Annotated in this window: 14 protein-coding genes and 1 riboswitch; of the genes, 5 read left to right on the plus strand and 9 right to left on the minus strand. The window is 53.5% G+C overall.

The features are described 5' to 3' along the window. Window positions 1-146: 146 nt before the first annotated feature. Both murI and btuB read right to left on the minus strand, forming a co-directional pair. Entirely contained in the window at window positions 147-1,022 is an 876-nt protein-coding gene (gene murI / locus EDC52_RS15780; protein WP_131866595.1) for a glutamate racemase, read from the minus strand. Beyond that, window positions 967-2,841: a TonB-dependent vitamin B12 receptor BtuB gene (btuB, locus tag EDC52_RS15785; protein ID WP_131866597.1), complete on the minus strand. Its 1,875-nt coding sequence runs from the start codon at window positions 2,839-2,841 to the stop codon at window positions 967-969. Before btuB ends, murI begins: the two co-directional genes overlap by 56 nt. 70 nt (window positions 2,842-2,911) lie before the next feature. Continuing rightward, window positions 2,912-3,104, minus strand: a riboswitch (cobalamin riboswitch). A gap of 133 nt (window positions 3,105-3,237) precedes the next feature. Here btuB and trmA point away from each other — a divergent pair. Then, window positions 3,238-4,350, plus strand: a complete 1,113-nt coding sequence (gene trmA, locus EDC52_RS15790) for a tRNA (uridine(54)-C5)-methyltransferase TrmA (RefSeq protein ID WP_131866599.1) — start codon at window positions 3,238-3,240, stop codon at window positions 4,348-4,350. Window positions 4,351-4,446: 96 nt separating this feature from the next. Here the strand turns inward: trmA and EDC52_RS15795 are convergent, their stop codons facing one another. Further along, the gene (locus tag EDC52_RS15795) at window positions 4,447-4,821 is read right to left on the minus strand and encodes a YijD family membrane protein (RefSeq protein WP_131866601.1); all 375 of its coding nucleotides are present in this window, start codon (window positions 4,819-4,821) and stop codon (window positions 4,447-4,449) included. 8 nt (window positions 4,822-4,829) lie between these two features. Beyond that, a complete protein-coding gene (gene fabR / locus EDC52_RS15800; RefSeq protein ID WP_165911741.1) occupies window positions 4,830-5,474 on the minus strand; it encodes an HTH-type transcriptional repressor FabR in 645 nt (214 codons plus the stop codon). 240 nt (window positions 5,475-5,714) lie between these two features. On the opposite strand from fabR, the gene sthA reads away from it, so the two are divergent. After that, entirely contained in the window at window positions 5,715-7,115 is a 1,401-nt protein-coding gene (gene sthA, locus EDC52_RS15805) for a Si-specific NAD(P)(+) transhydrogenase (RefSeq protein WP_131866603.1), read from the plus strand. Here the strand turns inward: sthA and oxyR are convergent. Next, window positions 7,098-8,015: a DNA-binding transcriptional regulator OxyR gene (oxyR, locus tag EDC52_RS15810; RefSeq protein WP_131866605.1), complete on the minus strand. Its 918-nt coding sequence runs from the start codon at window positions 8,013-8,015 to the stop codon at window positions 7,098-7,100. The two genes, sthA and oxyR, sit on opposite strands and share 18 nt — an antisense overlap. A 146-nt stretch (window positions 8,016-8,161) precedes the next feature. Here oxyR and EDC52_RS15815 point away from each other — a divergent pair, with 146 nt between their 5' ends. Further along, window positions 8,162-8,896: a glutathione peroxidase gene (locus tag EDC52_RS15815; RefSeq protein ID WP_131866607.1), complete on the plus strand. Its 735-nt coding sequence runs from the start codon at window positions 8,162-8,164 to the stop codon at window positions 8,894-8,896. A 119-nt stretch (window positions 8,897-9,015) separates the two neighbouring features. Here EDC52_RS15815 and argH read toward each other — a convergent pair whose 3' ends face one another. From argH to argC, 3 genes are all read right to left on the minus strand, one after another. Next, window positions 9,016-10,389 carry an argininosuccinate lyase gene (argH, locus tag EDC52_RS15820; RefSeq protein WP_131866609.1) on the minus strand — a complete coding sequence of 458 codons (1,374 nt, stop codon included), beginning with the start codon at window positions 10,387-10,389 and terminating at the stop codon, window positions 9,016-9,018. Window positions 10,390-10,559: 170 nt separating this feature from the next. Continuing rightward, a complete protein-coding gene (gene argB / locus EDC52_RS15825; protein WP_196237774.1) occupies window positions 10,560-11,339 on the minus strand; it encodes an acetylglutamate kinase in 780 nt (259 codons plus the stop codon). 23 nt (window positions 11,340-11,362) lie between these two features. Then, window positions 11,363-12,367, minus strand: coding sequence for an N-acetyl-gamma-glutamyl-phosphate reductase (gene argC / locus EDC52_RS15830; protein ID WP_131866613.1), 1,005 nt, complete (start codon window positions 12,365-12,367; stop codon window positions 11,363-11,365). A 189-nt stretch (window positions 12,368-12,556) separates the two neighbouring features. Here argC and argE point away from each other — a divergent pair, with 189 nt between their 5' ends. Together argE and ppc are read left to right on the plus strand one after the other, a co-directional pair. Next, window positions 12,557-13,708 (plus strand): acetylornithine deacetylase, encoded by a 1,152-nt coding sequence (gene argE, locus EDC52_RS15835; protein WP_131866615.1) that lies wholly within the window; start codon window positions 12,557-12,559, stop codon window positions 13,706-13,708. Between the two features lie 270 nt (window positions 13,709-13,978). Next, window positions 13,979-16,627, plus strand: coding sequence for a phosphoenolpyruvate carboxylase (ppc, locus tag EDC52_RS15840; protein WP_131866617.1), 2,649 nt, complete (start codon window positions 13,979-13,981; stop codon window positions 16,625-16,627). Between the two features lie 75 nt (window positions 16,628-16,702). Here the strand turns inward: ppc and metF are convergent, their stop codons facing one another. After that, on the minus strand, window positions 16,703-17,629 hold the full coding sequence (gene metF / locus EDC52_RS15845; RefSeq protein WP_131866619.1) for a methylenetetrahydrofolate reductase: 927 nt from the start codon (window positions 17,627-17,629) through the stop codon (window positions 16,703-16,705). Window positions 17,630-17,721: the final 92 nt, after the last annotated feature.

A 17,721-nucleotide genomic window follows, 5' to 3' on the forward strand; every position in this document is an offset into this window, starting at 1 on the left:
TTTTATTTGCTTCACCGAAGCGCTTTTCCCTTCCCGACCCGGTGCGTCGAAGCGCTTATTCCCGGTCAGTGGAGGCGCATTATAGGGACTTCCTGAGTGGTGACAAGCGCTTATTTCACTTTTTTTTCCAAGCGTCGCTTTATTACTCAATCTGCTTTGGGAATAGCCAATTTCTCTAGGGAAAAGAATCCATAGCGCTGCAGCACCGGCAACAGGCTGGCAGCTTGTCCGTTCAGATCAAGGCATAACGCCTGATTCTCCTCAGTGGAGCAAGTATCACCCACCTCGTGCTCCACCAGCCAGGCGGTGCGCCTGGCAATGGCTGAGCCCGAGTCTACCAGGCGGGTGCCATCAGGCAATACCGACTTGAGTTCATCCATCAGCAACGGAAAATGCGTACAGCCGAGGACGATAGTGTCGGGTGGTTCACGAAGCTTCAGCCACGGCCGCAAAATCTTGCGCAGAATATCCAAATCAACCGGTTCACCGTGAAGCTTCGCCTCAGCCAGTTCTACCAGCTCAGCGGAGCCCAGCGGGATAATATGGCAATCCGCTGCATAGCGGGTGATAAGCTCGTGGGTATAACTACGGTGCACCGTCGCCCGCGTCGCCAATAAACCAACGATACCGTTACGGGTCAGCTTTGCCGCCGGCTTGATGGCCGGCACTACGCCCACCACTGGGAAACTAAAGGCCTGTCGCAGGGAAGGAAGAGAAATAGTACTGGCGGTATTACAGGCTACTATTACCAGATGCAGGGGATGTAGCTGGTTTACTGCAGTCACGATCTCCAGTACCCGGTTGACAATGAACGCCTCAGGTTTTTCACCATAAGGGAAAGCCTCATTGTCGAATACATAGATGTAATGCAGGTCCGGCAGCAATTGCCGGACCTCATCATAAATAGACAACCCACCGACCCCTGAATCAAATACCAGAACAGTGGGGCGTTTTGCCTGGCAGCCGTCAGAAGGAATAGATTCCGCTGAGGTAATATTCCTGCCCTGCGGTGTGGTAGCCATATGCGGTCTCATACTCTTTGTCGAACATGTTGGCGATTCTACCACGAACCGTAAGATGTGGGGTCAGCGGATAAGACGCCGCCAGATCCCACAGGCTGACGCCTCCCATGGCGACCGCTTCATTGGTATTGAAATTGGTATCGTAGCGTTTACCCAGATAACGGTAGTTCAATGACCAGTCAATATCGGCGATGCGCCAGTCGAGTTGATATTTAACCTGTTGCTTGGCGCGGCGAGCCAGCACCTGATTGGTCTTGCGGTTACGCGGGTCCAGATACTCGAGCGTCAGTTGATGCACCAGCGGACCGGTGGTGACCGAACCGGTCCATTCAACGCCTTTGATTAGCGCTTCGCCGACGTTGAAATAGCGAGAAGACGCATTATCATAGTCAATCAGGTTATCGATTTCGTTACGATAAGCCGAAAATCGCCATGACAGCGGGCCGGTCAGGCCTTCTATGCCCCCTTCCCACTGCTTGCTTTCTTCAGGATCCAGCTGTTTATTGCCGCCGAATCCGCTATAAAGCTGGCCCAGATTCGGCGCTTTATAAGCGGTTCCGTAGGATCCTATCAGGCGATAACCTTCATAAAATTCCCACGCCAGGCTGCTTTGCCAGGTGCCGTGACGGCCAAACTGGGAATTGTCATCCCCGCGAACGCTGCCTTCCAGGGTAACCGGGCCATAAAGCTGTTGCAGCGTGGCATAGACACCGGTATTGCGCATTTCATAACCGTCCGCCAGGTAATTGGTGCCCGGTTCGGTGGTCTGCTTTTGCCAATCTACCCCGGCGCTGGCGGTACCATGGGCGATGTGTAGGGTGTTGCCCCACTGGACATTATATTGCTTAGAATCGTCAAGGGTGCCGGAAGCCGAATAAGGTCCGTATTTGGGATCGTAATTGTAATCTTTGGTGTGGTTGTAGCTAAACATGAGCTGTGAGGCATAATCGCCTGCGATAAAGCGCAGGCCGGTATCGTAAGTACGACTGTATAACTTACGCGTATCGGGCAGCGCATCAGCGTGTTCCGGATCACTGTAACTGAGGGTGCCATCGTAGCCAGTCCGGTTGTCAAAGCCGTAAACCCGGGCATAGCCGCCAACGTTATCATTAAAGGTATGATCCAGCGACGCGAACAGCGTCTTGCTCATAAAGCCATCCCGATCTTCCTGGGCAGGGCCATAGGGACTGGGCAGATTGGCATTGACATCAAATCCGCGGGTATAGGTATAGTTGCCCGCGACGGTGGCGACGGTGTTATCACCCAACTGTTGCTGGGTAGCGCCATCGTATTGCTGATAGCCGCGAGACCCAATGCCAGCGCTGAGAGTCGTACCTTTTTTTTCGCGGGTAGTAATAATATTGACCACACCGCCGATGGCATCGGATCCATATACCGCCGACCGTGGACCGCGGATATATTCGATCCGCTGCACCAGCGATATAGGAATCTGGCTCAAGTCCGATGAGCCGGAAATACCGGCCTGATTAAGGCGAATGCCATCAATAAGAATTAACGCATGCCTAGATTCGGTGCCGCGAATAAATAGCGAGCTTTGCTGTCCCAGACCGCCGTTCTGGCCGATATCGACGCCCGGTAGGCGGCTTAGGGCTTCAGCCACTGATTTTATCTGGCCGCGATCAATATCTTCCCGGGTAACGACTGAAGCCGGGGCGAGCACCGAAGCCACCGGTTGAGGAAAACGGTTAGCGGACACCACTATATGACTGTTCATGCCATTTTGAAGGTCTTCAGCGTGCGCCCAACCGGAAAATGCCGGGACCAATAACGTCAGCAGCAGCGTTTTTTTAATCAACATGCTTGTCGCATCCATACAAAAAGTCAGCATGTCGCGGATCGCCTATTTATTGAATCGCGATAAAGAGGGATATTGCGACGAGATACCGGCAGGTATTCGGACTTGGGATTTGTAGCATTGCCACACCAGACGACGACTTCCCGTCATGAAGACAGTGTCTGCTTTCGCTATCGCCCTGCTTTCCCCTTACCGCTGCGCGTCAGTTCCAGATTTTCACTGGATTCCCTGTTAACTCATAGGAGACCGGAAGCTAATCGTACAATCATGAGCACAAGTATGTCTACATGTGTGCATCCAACATAATAATTAGGCACAACAACACTGGACTTGACCGGGTTATATCCTACAATCCTCCGGCAAAATGGCATATATCGCGAATAATGACGAGAAGACAACATGACTCCTGAAACGTTACCTATCGACAATTATGAAAATCAGCTGACGGAAAAGACCGAGCGGCTTAAAAGCCTGATGGGGGCGTTCGATGTACCGGCGATGGAGGTTTTCCGCTCTCAGCCGATACATTACCGGATGCGTGCGGAATTCCGTGTCTGGCACCAAGGTGATGACCTTTATCACATCATGTTTGATCAGCAGACCAAAGAACGGATCCGGGTGGATCAGTTTGCCGCCGGCAGTAAGCTGATAAATCAATTGATGTGCGCGGTGATGGACGCGCTGCGCCCGTCGCCGGTATTGAGAGGAAAGCTGTTCCAGCTGGATTATCTGTCCACGCTAAGTGGCGAGGCGGTTATTACCCTTATCTATCATCGTCCACTTGACGATGAGTGGCAGCAACACGCCGTTTTGCTGCGCGACCAGCTGCGAGAACAGGGCTTTAAAGTTGATCTGATCGGCCGCGCCACCAAAACCAAAATCTGCCTCGATCGGGATTATGTGGATGAGCGCCTGCCGGTGCTGGGTAGAGAGCTGACCTATCGCCAAATTGAAAACAGCTTCACCCAGCCTAATGCCAAGGTCAATATCCAGATGCTGGAATGGGCGCTGTCAGCTACCGCCGGCTCAACCGGTGATTTGCTGGAGCTGTATTGCGGCAACGGCAATTTCTCGCTGGCCCTGGCGCGTAATTTCGACAAAGTGCTGGCCACTGAAATAGCCAAACCTTCAGTGGAGGCTGCCCAATACAATATTGCCGTAAACCATATCGAAAATGTGGAGATTATCCGCATGTCGGCAGAGGAATTTACCCAGGCGATGAATGGCGTCAGGCAGTTTACCCGCCTAAAGGATGTCGATTTGACGGATTATGACTGCGAAACTATTTTTGTCGACCCGCCGCGCAGCGGGCTAGATGAAGCGACAGTCCGCCTGGTCCAGGGGTATCCGCGGATACTTTACATTTCTTGTAATCCCCAGACGCTTTGCGACAACCTGAACACCCTGAGCCAGACCCACGAGATCACTCGTCTGGCGCTGTTTGATCAATTTCCTTATACGCGGCATATGGAATGCGGCGTTTTGCTAACGGCCAGAACATCCCCGCACTGACAAGAACATCCCCGCATTGATTTAAGCAGCCGGGCTGAAAGGCCCGGCCGCTGTCATGGTACTCCGCCGTGGTTAAGCGAGCTATCGTGAGTCGAATCAGTAATCTTCACCCACTTCAGTATGTTCTTTTTTCAGCAGGGATAAGCGACGGATGATCCAGAAAATCAATACCAGGGAGAGAATCGACGGCAGGAAATTGGAACCGATAACCGGGTATTCCGCCCTGACAATGGCGCTGTAAATAAGCATGCCTAATAGAAAACAGCCAGCTGCAACTGAGGGGAAGCCCTGGGGCATGGCCCGATTGAGATAACGCTGATGCAGGCAATACACTGACAGGACTAAAGCGATAAGAGGAAAAATAGAGAATGGCACCACACTGCTGAACAGTGCAGTAAAGGCACCATTTATGGACAATCCGGCAACCAATGCCAGCAATAATGTGCCTTTTTCACCTACATTATTATTCATCGTTATTTTTACCTGCTGTCAAAGTGAGAAATAGCTGTCACCTTTTCCTGCTCCCGACGATACCAGTAAAAGGCACCCTTAGAAATCATCCTTAGCTGCAGCACCAGCCGCTCTTCAAGCTGACGGCGCTGATTGATATCCACATCCAGCGCTTCGGCGCCGGCGTTGAAAACAATGATAACCATGGCTTCAGCCTGCGCCTCGGTAAAACTGCGCGGCATGTGGTTTTCCAATTCCAGATAATCGGCCAGCTCGGCAATAAAATGCTGGATTTCGCGGGCGACGGCGGCACGGAACGCCGCCGAGGTGCCGGAACGTTCACGGAGCAGTAAACGGAAAGCGTTAGGGTTATTGCCGATAAATTCCATAAATGTTGCAACAGAGGTGCGTATCACGCTGCCGCCCTTGGCAATGCGCTGCCGGGCCTGGCGCATCAACTGGCGCAACATAAGGCCGCTTTCATCCACCATGGTGAGGCCAAGTTCATCCACATCGCGGAAGTGACGGTAAAAAGAGGTAGGGGCGATACCGGCTTCGCGGGCAACCTCGCGCAAACTCAAGCTGGCAAAACTGCGCTCGGCGCTCAACTGGCTGAAGGCCGCTTCGATCAGGGAACGCCGGGTTCGCTCTTTTTGTTGCGCTCTGACGCCCATATTTCTGCCCAGCCTTTCTTTACCCATTAAAAATCCACTATACCAAAATTTGTTGCAACAGCGTTGATACAAACTGTGAAATTTAACTTCATTGCCCTTTCCGCTTGCATAAAGCCCTTATCGAGCGTCGAATGAATGACAGAGGCCGGGATCATAAATAAGCATTATCAGGATTGGGATATCCCCCTGCCGATGTTACAATTACGTTGTAATTTTGTATAAAAAACAGGTCTGTCCCCTATGCAACCACATTATGATTACGATGCCATCATCATTGGCTCAGGTCCCGGCGGTGAAGGCGCCGCTATGGGATTAACAAAGCAGGGCGCCCGCGTCGCGGTCATCGAACGCTATAATAATGTCGGCGGCGGCTGCACCCATTGGGGAACCATCCCCTCAAAAGCTCTGCGTCAGGCAGTAAGCAGGATCATTGAGTTCAATCTGAACCCGCTGTTCCAGAACACCCCCCGCCTGCCGCGTACCACATTTGCCGATATCCTTCGCCATGCCGATTCGGTGATCAAACAGCAGACCCGGATGCGGCAGGGATTTTACGAACGTAACCAGTGTCAGATTTTTACCGGTGATGCCAGCTTTATCGACGAACACCGACTAAGCATCAAATATCCGGACAACACCACCGAAACGCTCAGCGCGGCGCATATCATCATTGCCTGCGGCTCACGGCCTTATCATCCGCAAAACGTTGATTTTACTCATCCGCGCATCTATGACAGCGACTCCATACTGGAACTGACCCATGATCCCAAGCATGTCATTATTTATGGCGCAGGGGTCATCGGATGCGAATATGCTTCGATATTCCGGGGCCTCAACGTCAAGGTCGACCTTATCAATACTCGTGACCGACTGCTGGCGTTTCTGGATCAGGAAATGTCGGACGCGCTCTCCTATCACTTCTGGAACAATGGCGTCGTCATTCGCCATAATGAAGAATTTGAAAAAATAGAAGGAATGGATGACGGGGTTGAAGTCCGTTTCCGTTCCGGCAAGCGCATGAAAGCGGATTGCCTGCTGTATGCCAATGGCCGGACCGGCAACACCGATTCGCTGAAGCTGGAGAATATCGGTCTAAAAGCCGATGGCCGCGGCCTGATTAAAGTCAACAGCATGTACCAGACCGCTCAGAAGCATATCTATGCGGTCGGCGATGTCATTGGTTACCCCAGCCTGGCATCCGCAGCCTATGATCAGGGCAGAATCGCGGCCCAGGTGATCATCAAAGGACAGGCCAATGTGCAGTTGATTGAGAATATCCCGACCGGCATTTATACCATTCCCGAAATTAGCTCGGTAGGTAAAACCGAACAGGAACTGACGGCGCTAAAGGTGCCCTATGAAGTTGGCAGGGCACAATTCAAGCATTTGGCCAGGGCCCAGATTGTCGGCATGAATGTTGGCAGCCTGAAGATCCTGTTTCATCGCGATACCCGACAGATTCTTGGCATCCACTGCTTCGGCGAGCGGGCCTCGGAGATCATCCATATCGGGCAGGCGATCATGGAACAGAAGGGCGAAGCGAATACCATCGAATATTTCGTTAACACCACCTTTAACTATCCGACCATGGCCGAGGCGTTTCGTGTGGCTGCGCTTAACGGATTAAACCGCCTGTTTTAAGTCTGTGCCCATATAGGTCTGCATATGATCGCGTATGGACTCAGCCAGCTGCTCATAACGGGCGCGTAGCGGTGAACCGGGCCGATATACCAGCGCAACGGTGCGCTTCGGTTCCGGCTTATAGCATTGGAGATAGCAGATGCCGTCGCGTTTGCGCTCATGAGGGACGGCCAGTGAAGGCAGCAGGGTAATACCGCTGCCTGCAGCCACCATATTGCGCAGCGTTTCCAGACTGGTAGCGCGAAAATGCGTATCTTCATCAGCCCCGGCCTGGAAGCAGAATCCCAACGCCTGATCTCGCAGACAGTGTCCATCTTCCAGCATCAGCAGTTTTTCTCCGGCCAGCTCAGACATCGATACCCGGTCGCGGTCTGCCCAGGGATGATCGGCATAAATCGCCAGTTGCATCGGCTCATCAAACAGCGGTACTTCAATAAATGCCTCAGATTCTTTTACCAGTGCCAGTATTGCACAGTCCAGTTTGCCACTGTCGAGTTGCTGCAACAGGGTGGTGGTCTGGGCTTCGTGAAGATACATCTCAAGGTTGGGATAGGTTTGATGTAACGTTGGGATGATATGCGGCAGCAGATAAGGCCCGACGGTCGGTATCAAGCCAATATGCAGCGGTCCGGACATCGACTCACCTTGCTGACTGGCCATTTCGCGCAGCACTTTCACTTCACGCAGAACGGTCAGCGCTTGATCAACCAGCAACAGCCCGGTCTGGGTAAACAGCACCTTTCGACTGGTTCGCTCCAGCAGCATGATGCCCAGTTCATCCTCCAGCTTGCGTATCTGGCCGCTCAGAGTGGGTTGGCTGACATGGCAGGCATCGGCCGCACGCCGGAAATGGCGGTGCTCAGCTAATGAAACCAGATATTCCAGGTCGCGAATATTCATTAACACCCTCTCATAGATGATAGACCGCGTCGATAGATAGAATAGCAATCAACGATTAGCCCTATCAATAGCAAATAACAATAATAGCGCCCTAGACAAACGAACGGTAAGCATCATTTTTTTTCATTATATTTAGAGGATTTACTATGGCCGTGGCTCAAGAAGGTAAGAAAGTTCCTCAGGTGACGTTTCACACCCGCCAGGGCGATAACTGGGTCGATCTGACTTCTGAAGAATTATTTGATAACCAGACGGTCATCGTTTTTTCACTCCCTGGCGCCTTTACCCCAACCTGCTCTTCAAGCCACCTCCCACGGTATAACGAACTGGCCAACGTCTTTCGCCAGCAAGGTGTCGACAGCATTATCTGCGTCTCAGTCAATGACACCTTTGTCATGAATGCCTGGCAGGCGGATCAGAAAGCCGAAAATATCACCTTCATTCCGGATGGCAATGGTGAATTCACCCGCGGCATGGATATGCTGGTCGAGAAAGCCGATTTGGGTTTCGGCCCACGTTCATGGCGTTATTCGATGCTGGTGCGCAACGGGGTGGTAGAAAAAATGTTTATTGAGCCCAATAAACCTGGCGACCCGTTCGAAGTATCTGATGCTGATACCATGCTTTGCTATCTGGCGCCGGAATGCAAAGTGCAGGAATCTGTTTCGCTGTTTACCAAACCTGGCTGCCCGTTTTGCGCCCGGGCCAAAAGCATGCTTACCGAGCGCGGTATCCAGTATGAGGAAATTCTGCTGGGCAAAGACGCCACCACCGTCAGCCTTCGCGCGGTGACCGGCCGGGCCACGGTGCCGCAAGTTTATATCGGCGGCCGTCATATCGGCGGCAGCGAGGATTTGGAAGCCTATCTGCAGACCGCCTAACATTAATGGCGCCGTCAGTGGAATTTAGCCGTCGTTTTTCAGGTATCCTGCATGCCTGGCTATGACCTAATTTTGCTTGTCAGCAACATGGGGGAGCCGAAAGCTCCCCCCTTTTTTGACTATGCCAGACGGGCTCGGGCATCGGCGATGGCCTGCGCCACCTGTTCAGGTGCAACGCCGCCTTTGGCCGCACGTTTCTCAAGGCAGGACGCCAGCGACAGCGCCGGATAGACATCTTCGCCGATCGCCGGGCTGAAGGCCTGCAGCGCTGTCAGCGGCATGGCTTCAAGCGCAACGCCCTGACGGATAGCCTCTACTACCGTTTCGCCGACGATATGATGGGCTTCACGGAAGGGCACGCCCTTGGCGACCAGGTAATCGGCCAGTTCCGTCGCGTTAGCATACCCCTGCTCCGCCGCTTCCCGGCAGCGCGGACGTTTAACCTGGATGTCGGTCAATACCAGCGCGGCCATATGCAGGCAGTCCAGCCAGGTATCCAGCGCATCGAACAGCCCTTCCTTGTCTTCTTGCATATCCTTGTTATAGGCCAGCGGCAGGCCTTTAAGCGTCATCAGCATACCGGTCAGCGCACCCTGTACCCGGCCGCATTTGCCGCGGATAAGCTCCAGAGCGTCGGGGTTTTTTTTCTGCGGCATCAGTGATGAGCCGGAGGTAACGCGGTCGGACAACTCGACAAACGCCGCTTCCCCGGTATTAAAGAAAATCAGGTCTTCGGCAAAGCGCGATAGATGTACCATACCGATCGAGGCATCAGACAGCAGTTCCAGCACATGATCACGGTCAGACACACTGTCCAGGCTGTTACGGGTCGCACTGGCAAAGCCTAGCCAGCCGGCCAGTTGCTCGCGATCGATCGGATAAGCGGTACCCGCCAGAGCACCGGCGCCGAGCGGGCTTACATCCAGTCGTTTCAGCGTATCCTGCAGGCGACTTTCATCGCGCGCCAGCATCTCGCTGTAGGCCAGGCACCAGTGGGCAAAGGTCACCGGCTGAGCTCGTTGCAAATGAGTATAACCGGGCATCACTGCATCCTGATTAGCCTCGGCAGTCGCTACCAGGGCATGCTGAAGCTGACGTACGCCGTCAACCAACTCAGTGAGTTGCGCCTTGCACCACAATTTCAGATCGGTAGCCACCTGATCATTCCGGCTGCGGCCGGTATGAAGTTTTTTACCCAGGTTGCCGACTTTTTCAATCAACTGCTGCTCAACCCAACTGTGGATATCCTCAGCTTCGCTGGCAAGGATTGCCTCAGGATTGGCGCGGACTTCTTCGAGCAACATATTCAGGGCGTCTTCCAGACGGGACTGCTCGTCTTTAGTCAGCACGCCGACCGTGACCAGCGATCGGGACCAGGCAACCGAGCCGATAATATCATGCTCGGCCAGCCGGTAATCGAACCGCAGCGAATCGTTAAAAAGCTTAAACCGCTGATCCGCCGCCTGGCTGAACCGTCCGCCCCAAAGTGCCATAACTGTGTCTCCTGACTGAATGTCATACCGGGCGTGTGATGACACGCCGCAAAGATAGAATGCGGGAACCGGACTCCCGCGATGTAATAGTGAAATCAACGCGCGGCAAACAAAATAGGCTGAACCCTCAGCGGATGCCGGCAGAGTCCTTGGTAGCCGCCACGGACTTGTCAGGATGCCAGAATACGGGTACCGATCGGTAGGCCGTTAAATAATGCCGGCAGTTGCTCAGCATGGCGCCAGCTGGCGATATCCACCGGGCGCCCAAGGGTTCTGGCCGCATCCAGAGCCGCATTAACTTTGACTATCATCCCGTCGGTGATGATGCCCTGGGCAATCAGCTGTTCCGCCTTTTGGGTGGTCATTTCGGCGATCCGCTGCCCTTTACCGTCCAGAATACCGCTGACGTCGGAGAGCAGAATCAAATCAGCCCCCAAGGTAGCCGCCAATGCGGTCGCCGCCTGATCGGCATTGACGTTCATCAGTTGACCCTCGGCGGTAATGCCGATGGAGCTGATAATCGGCAGGTAATTGGCCGCCAGAAGCGTTGATATAAGCAGCGGTGAACCGGGTTCGGCTTTGCCGACATGGCCTAATTCAGCCGCCAGTGGCGTCACTTTGACGCTGTCGCCATCGCCCAGACACAGACCAACCGCCTGGATGGCATGTTTCCTGGCCCAGGACAGCAGTGTTTTATTGGCGGTGCCGGCCAGGGCACCGGTGATGATATCAATCTGATCCGCTGGTGTGACCCGCAACCCGTTTTTCTTTACTACCGGCAAGGCCAGCTTTTTCATTAGCTCATCGACCAGACAACCGCCGCCATGAACGATGATTAATGGGCGCTGATGCTGTGCGCGGTAGCTGTCAAGAGCTTCAAACAGGCGCTCCAGCGCCTCTTCACTATCAAGTAACACACCACCCAATTTAATGATCAACGGATTCATAATGTTATTGTGCCTCATGACAGCGGTTAAATCAGAGCCTGCGTCGGTTCAAAACCAAAACGGATATTTGCGCACTGCACTGCCTGTGCAGCCGCCCCTTTCAATAAGTTATCTTCTGCGGCAACCACGATCAAATGTTCATCCTGAACTGAAAAACCAATGTCGCAATAAGGAAGACCGACCACGGCTTTTAGCGCCGGTACCCCCTTATCATAAAGACGAACCAGCGGTTTATCGTGGTAGGCCTGCTGGTAAGTACTGGCAATGTCTGCGGCGCTGACGCCTGGCTGCAGGCGGCAGGTAATCGTTTCTACGATGCCGCGGGCAAAATTCCCCAGATGCGGGGTAAATATCACCGGCACCCCCAGATGGGCGGAAATTTCCGGCTGATGGCGGTGATTGAATATGCCATAGGGCTGGAAGCTGACCTCGCAAAAACTGTTGCCGAGAGACGCTTTACGGCCCGCGCCGCTGACGCCGCTGACGGCGTTGATTACCGGCCACTGGTCCAGGTTAAGCAGTCCGCCATCGACCAGAGGCTTGAGCGCCAGCTGCGCCGCTGTCGGATAACAACCCGGCACCGCCACCAGCTGCGCCTGTTTTATCGCCTCATGCTGCCACTCGGCCAGGCCATAGACGGCACGATCCAGCCAATCCTGATGCTGATGCTCAAAGCCATAATAGCGCGTGTAAAACTCTGCCTGGTTAACCCGGAAGGCGCCGGAAAGATCACATACCACGCAGCCAGCATCGAGGAATACCGGTGCCATATCATGACTGACTTCATGTGCCGTCGCCAGGAACACCAGATCCACCGTTTTCGCCAGCTCACTGATGTCGTTCAGCGGCTGCAGCGGGATATCCAGCACCCCTTTATATTGAGGATGAAGATCGGAGAGTAATTTTCCGGCATCATTGCTCTGGGCCGAGACCCCTAAAGCGGTGAGATTCATCTGGGGGTGGCGGTTGACGTACGCCGTGAGCTCAGCTCCGGCATAGCCGCTGGCACCTACAATCAGCGTATTCAGCATGGAGTTTGTTCGCCTTCTGTTTTTCATCATCATTGTGTTATGGGCATCCAGCCTTTATTCACTGTTCACCCGCGAGGCCAAGCGTAGTAGTCTGGTATTAATTCGTTTACTTAACGCCCAACGCTAGTGTATTTTTATTCACTATTATTGCATGAATATTGATACTATCCAAACTTAAGGCTGTCAACAGTGAGAAACAATTTACCCCCGTTTATCGAAATCTATCGAGCCCTGATCGCCACACCTTCCATTAGCGCCACCGATGCCGCGCTGGATCAGAGCAACCAGGCACTGATTGCGCTACTGGCAGGCTGGTTCAGTGATATCGGCTTCGAAGTGGAAGTCCAGCCGGTACCTGGAACCCGTAATAAATTCAATATGCTGGCGCGCACCGGCAGCGGCGCCGGGGGATTATTGCTTTCGGGCCATACCGATACCGTCCCTTTTGACGAAGGACGCTGGACCCGGGATCCGTTTACCCTGACTGAACACGACAACAAATTATATGGTCTGGGTACTGCGGACATGAAAGGTTTCTTTGCCTTTATCCTTGATTGCCTGCGGGATGTGGACGTCAGCAAACTGGCGAAGCCGCTGTATATTCTCGCCACCGCAGATGAGGAAACCACCATGGCCGGTGCCAGCTATTTCGCACAATCAAGCGAAATACGACCCGACTGCGCCATTATCGGCGAGCCAACCTCACTGCAGCCGGTACGGGCGCATAAAGGGCATATATCCAATGCCATTCGAGTGATGGGACAGTCTGGCCACTCCAGCGATCCGGCCAGAGGGGTGAATGCCATTGAAGTCATGCATGAGGCAATTTCCCATTTAATGGTGCTGCGCAACACGCTTTCCGAACGCTATCACCATCCGGCGTTTAATATTCCTTACCCGACGATGAATTTCGGCCATATTCACGGCGGTGATGCGGCCAACCGCATCTGCGGCTGCTGTGATCTGCACATGGATATCCGTCCCCTGCCGGGCCTGACCCTAAGTGATCTGGACAGCCTTTTGGCCGAGGCGCTGGCACCGGTAAGCGAACGCTGGCCTGGCCGCTTGACGCTGTCGACGCTACATCCGCCGATTCCCGGCTATGAATGTCCGGCCGATCATCGGTTAGTGGAAGTCGTAGAGAAATTGCTTAAAACCCGCACCGAGGTGGTTAATTACTGCACAGAAGCGCCGTTTATCCAGCAGTTATGTCCTACATTGGTGCTCGGTCCCGGATCAATCAATCAAGCCCACCAGCCTGACGAATATATCGACACAGCATTCATCAAGCCGACCAGAGCGCTGATTTCGGAAGTGATACATCATTTCTGCCATCATTAATGCTGTTTTCAGCCGAGCCATGCCCTCGGTAAATAACCTCGTGTCACCGGGTGCGATAGCGTGCGACAGTAATGCATGGCACGCTGTCAGTGATAAGTAACTCTTATAATTTCTAGACGTAATAAAGTTTCGCGAATTTCCACGAAATGAAGGATTTATGCGGTGAAATGATGTTAATTGACGAATGTAAAGAACCGTGGCTAGATAATGGTAGGTGATTAAAGCCATTCGGGTGAAACACACTTTCAGGCAAGTTGGATCAGGGTCCTTATGAACGAACAATATTCGGCAATGCGAAGCAACGTTAGTATGCTCGGGAAAATTCTGGGCGATACGATCAAAGAAGCGATGGGCGAAAACATACTCGACAGAGTAGAAACCATCCGCAAGTTGTCCAAATCTTCCAGAGCGGGAAACGAGGCACATCGCCAGGAGCTCTTGTCCACATTACAGACTCTTTCCAATGATGAACTGCTGCCGGTCGCTCGGGCATTCAGTCAATTTCTCAATCTGGCCAATACCGCAGAACAATTCCATTCCGTTTCACCCCATGGGGAAGCGGCCAATAACCCCGAAGGCATCGGGAAAGTCTTTACCCGCCTGAAAGAACACCCTGACCTGGATGAAAAAGATATCCGGGCGGCCGTTGAGTCGCTATCAATAGAGTTGGTGCTGACCGCACACCCAACCGAAATCGCCCGCCGTACGCTTATTCACAAGCTGGTTGAAGTCAATAGCTGCCTCAAGCAGCTCGATCATGGCGATCTGGCCGAATACGAACACCGTCAAATCATGCGTCGCCTGCGCCAGCTTATTGCCCAGTACTGGCATACCGATGAAATCAGGAAAAATCGCCCTTCACCGGTGGATGAAGCCAAATGGGGCTTCGCCGTCGTTGAGAACAGCCTATGGGAAGGGGTGCCTCAGTACCTGCGCGAACTCAACGAACAGTTGGAAGACGTTTTCGGCTATAAACTGCCGGTCGAGAATGTGCCGGTCAGGTTTACCTCGTGGATGGGCGGCGATCGGGACGGTAATCCCAACGTCACGGCGGATGTCACCCGCCGGGTATTGCTGCTCAGCCGCTGGAAAGCCATTGACCTGTTTTTACGCGATATTCAAGTGCTGGTATCCGAACTGTCGATGACCGAGTGCACACCGGCGCTGCGTGAACGGGTCGGCAATGACAGCGAACAGGAGCCATACCGCTTATTGATGAAGCGCCTGCGCGTTCAGCTTATCACCACCCAGAACTGGCTGGGAGCGAAGCTGCGAGGCGAGCATCCCATGCCAACCAATGACCTTATCGACAGTAACGATCAGCTGTGGCAGCCGTTATACGCCTGTTATGAGTCGCTCAAAGCCTGCGGTATGGGCATTATCGCCAGCGGCCAGTTGCTTGATACCTTACGCCGCATCAAATGCTTCGGCATTCAGCTGGTGCGCATCGACGTCCGTCAGGAAAGCACCCGCCATACTGAAGCGTTGAGTGAAATCACCCGCTATTTGGGACTAGGCGATTATGAAAGCTGGTCAGAAGCGGATAAACAAGCCTTTCTGGTCCGGGAACTTAATTCTCGCCGGCCATTGCTGCCGCGCCTTTATGAATTGAGCGAAGAAACAAGCGAAGTGCTGGAAACCTGCCGAGTGATTGCCGACGCCCCCGCCGGTTCCATTGCGGCTTATGTCATATCCATGGCGAAGATGCCCTCCGACGTGCTGGCGGTACACTTATTACTGAAAGAAGCAGGCTGTGGACATAACCTGCCGGTAGCACCGCTGTTTGAAACCCTGGACGATCTGAACAACGCCGATGAGGTGATGGGCCAACTGCTGAATATCGACTGGTATCGAGGAATAATCCAGGGCAAACAGATGGTGATGATCGGCTATTCCGACTCTGCCAAAGATGCCGGCGTGATGGCCGCATCCTGGGCGCAGTATCGAGCCCAGGATGCACTGATAAAGACCTGTGAAAAAGCCGGTATCGCACTGACCCTGTTTCATGGACGCGGCGGTTCAATCGGCCGCGGCGGCGCTCCAGCCCATGCTGCGCTGTTATCACAGCCGCCGGGAAGCCTGAAAAGCGGTTTGCGGGTCACCGAACAGGGTGAAATGATCCGGTTCAAATTTGGTCTGCCGGAAGTGGCCATCAGCAGCCTGGCGCTCTACACTGGCGCCATCCTTGAAGCAAACTTGCTGCCGCCGCCGGAGCCAAAACAGGAGTGGCGGGAACTGATGGATGATCTTTCCACCATTTCCTGTGAAATGTATCGAGGTTATGTGCGTGAAAATCCTGACTTCGTGCCTTATTTCCGTTCGGCCACCCCTGAGCAGGAACTGGGCAAGCTGCCGCTGGGATCGCGTCCGTCGAAACGCCGGCCCAGCGGCGGCGTGGAAAGCCTGCGCGCCATTCCATGGATATTTGCCTGGACCCAGAACCGGCTGATGCTGCCGGCCTGGCTGGGGGCTGGTGCAGCGCTGCAAAAAGTCATTGATGAGGGCAAGCAGGGACAACTGGAATCGATGTGCCACGACTGGCCCTTCTTTTCGACCCGGATCGGCATGCTGGAGATGGTTTTTGCCAAAGCCGACCTTTGGCTGGCGGAATACTATGACCAGCGTCTAGTGGATAAATCGCTCTGGCCGCTGGGTAACCAGTTGCGCCAGCAACTGGCCGCCGACATCAATGTGGTGCTGACTATCGCCAATGATGATCATTTAATGGCTGATTTGCCCTGGATTGCAGAGTCCATTGCATTGCGCAACGTTTATACCGACCCGTTGAACGTGTTGCAGGCTGAGCTTCTGCATCGCTCCCGCCAGCAGGAACAGGATGAAGAGCCCGATGCCCGGGTCGAGCAGGCACTGATGGTAACGATAGCCGGCGTAGCGGCAGGCATGCGCAATACGGGTTAGTGGACACCTTATCGCCGGATAAGCGAAAACCGGGCCGACTGGCCCGGTTTTTTCTCACGTCATTTGGTGCGCGATTCAGGCTGATGCTCTTACCAGCGACTGTCCTGGAAGTGCTGCTTCCGGCCTGACGCCCAGGGTATGGCAGATCGCATAGCTGAGTTCAGCCCGGTTCAGCGTATAGAAATGAAAATCCTTGACCCCTTCCCTGCTCAGTATTTTCACCATATCCATGGCAATAGAGGCTCCCACCATCTTGCGGGTTTCTGCATCGTTATCCAGCCCGTCAAACATCTGCGTCATCCAGTTAGGCACTTTGACATTGGTCATGGTGGCAAAGCGCTGCAGTTGCTTGAAATTGGATACCGGTAAAATACCCGGCACGATTTCGGTATCAATGCCGGTTGCAACGCAGCGGTCGCGAAAACGCAGGTAGCTTTCGACATCAAAGAAAAATTGAGTAATCGCTCGATTGGCTCCGGCATCGACTTTCTTTTTCAAGTTGATCAAATCCGACTGAGCGCTTTTCGCTTCCGGATGGACTTCTGGATAAGCCGCGACCGAGATATCAAAATCTCCCACTTTCTTCAACAGCGCCACCAGATCACTGGCGAACATGCTGGGTTTGCCGCTGCCTGGCGGTAAATCACCGCGCAGCGCCACGATATGACGTATACCGCTCTGCCAGTAATCCCGGGCAATCGCTTCGAGTTCCTGGGGAGTGGCATCCACACAGGTCAGATGCGGCGCCGAGTCCAGTCCGGTACGCTCTTTGATATCCTTGATAATGCTATGAGTACGTTCGCGCTCACCCGAGTTGGCGCCGTAGGTTACGGAAACAAAGGTCGGCTTGAGCTCGCTTAGGCGGTCGATCGATTGCCATAGCGTCTGTTCCATTTCGCTGGTGCGAGGCGGAAAAAATTCAAATGAAACATTAATCCGTGCCTGCAGCTCGGCCAGATTCTGATTTAATGCTTCCCGCTGATGCACGTGAAAAAAGCTCATGCCCTTTTACCTCGTAACGCTAGACTGTGATCGCCATGATAAGTTTTATGCGTCTATACGTTTAGACGTCTAAATAGAAAATGACGGAAATC

This window comes from Biostraticola tofi (assembly GCF_004343195.1).
GTDB classification, from domain to species: Bacteria; Pseudomonadota; Gammaproteobacteria; order Enterobacterales; family Enterobacteriaceae; genus Biostraticola; species Biostraticola tofi.

Coding starts and splice junctions, on each gene's coding strand:
- oxyR (WP_131866605.1), bottom strand. CDS start 8,015: ATGAATATTCGCGACCTGGAATATCTGGTTTCATTAGCTGAGCACCGC.
- argC (WP_131866613.1), bottom strand. CDS start 12,367: ATGCTGAATACGCTGATTGTAGGTGCCAGCGGCTATGCCGGAGCTGAG.
- trmA (WP_131866599.1), top strand. CDS start 3,238: ATGACTCCTGAAACGTTACCTATCGACAATTATGAAAATCAGCTGACG.
- murI (WP_131866595.1), bottom strand. CDS start 1,022: ATGGCTACCACACCGCAGGGCAGGAATATTACCTCAGCGGAATCTATT.
- argH (WP_131866609.1), bottom strand. CDS start 10,389: ATGGCACTTTGGGGCGGACGGTTCAGCCAGGCGGCGGATCAGCGGTTT.
- ppc (WP_131866617.1), top strand. CDS start 13,979: ATGAACGAACAATATTCGGCAATGCGAAGCAACGTTAGTATGCTCGGG.
- fabR (WP_165911741.1), bottom strand. CDS start 5,474: ATGGGCGTCAGAGCGCAACAAAAAGAGCGAACCCGGCGTTCCCTGATC.
- EDC52_RS15795 (WP_131866601.1), bottom strand. CDS start 4,821: ATGAATAATAATGTAGGTGAAAAAGGCACATTATTGCTGGCATTGGTT.
- sthA (WP_131866603.1), top strand. CDS start 5,715: ATGCAACCACATTATGATTACGATGCCATCATCATTGGCTCAGGTCCC.
- EDC52_RS15815 (WP_131866607.1), top strand. CDS start 8,162: ATGGCCGTGGCTCAAGAAGGTAAGAAAGTTCCTCAGGTGACGTTTCAC.
- btuB (WP_131866597.1), bottom strand. CDS start 2,841: ATGTTGATTAAAAAAACGCTGCTGCTGACGTTATTGGTCCCGGCATTT.
- metF (WP_131866619.1), bottom strand. CDS start 17,629: ATGAGCTTTTTTCACGTGCATCAGCGGGAAGCATTAAATCAGAATCTG.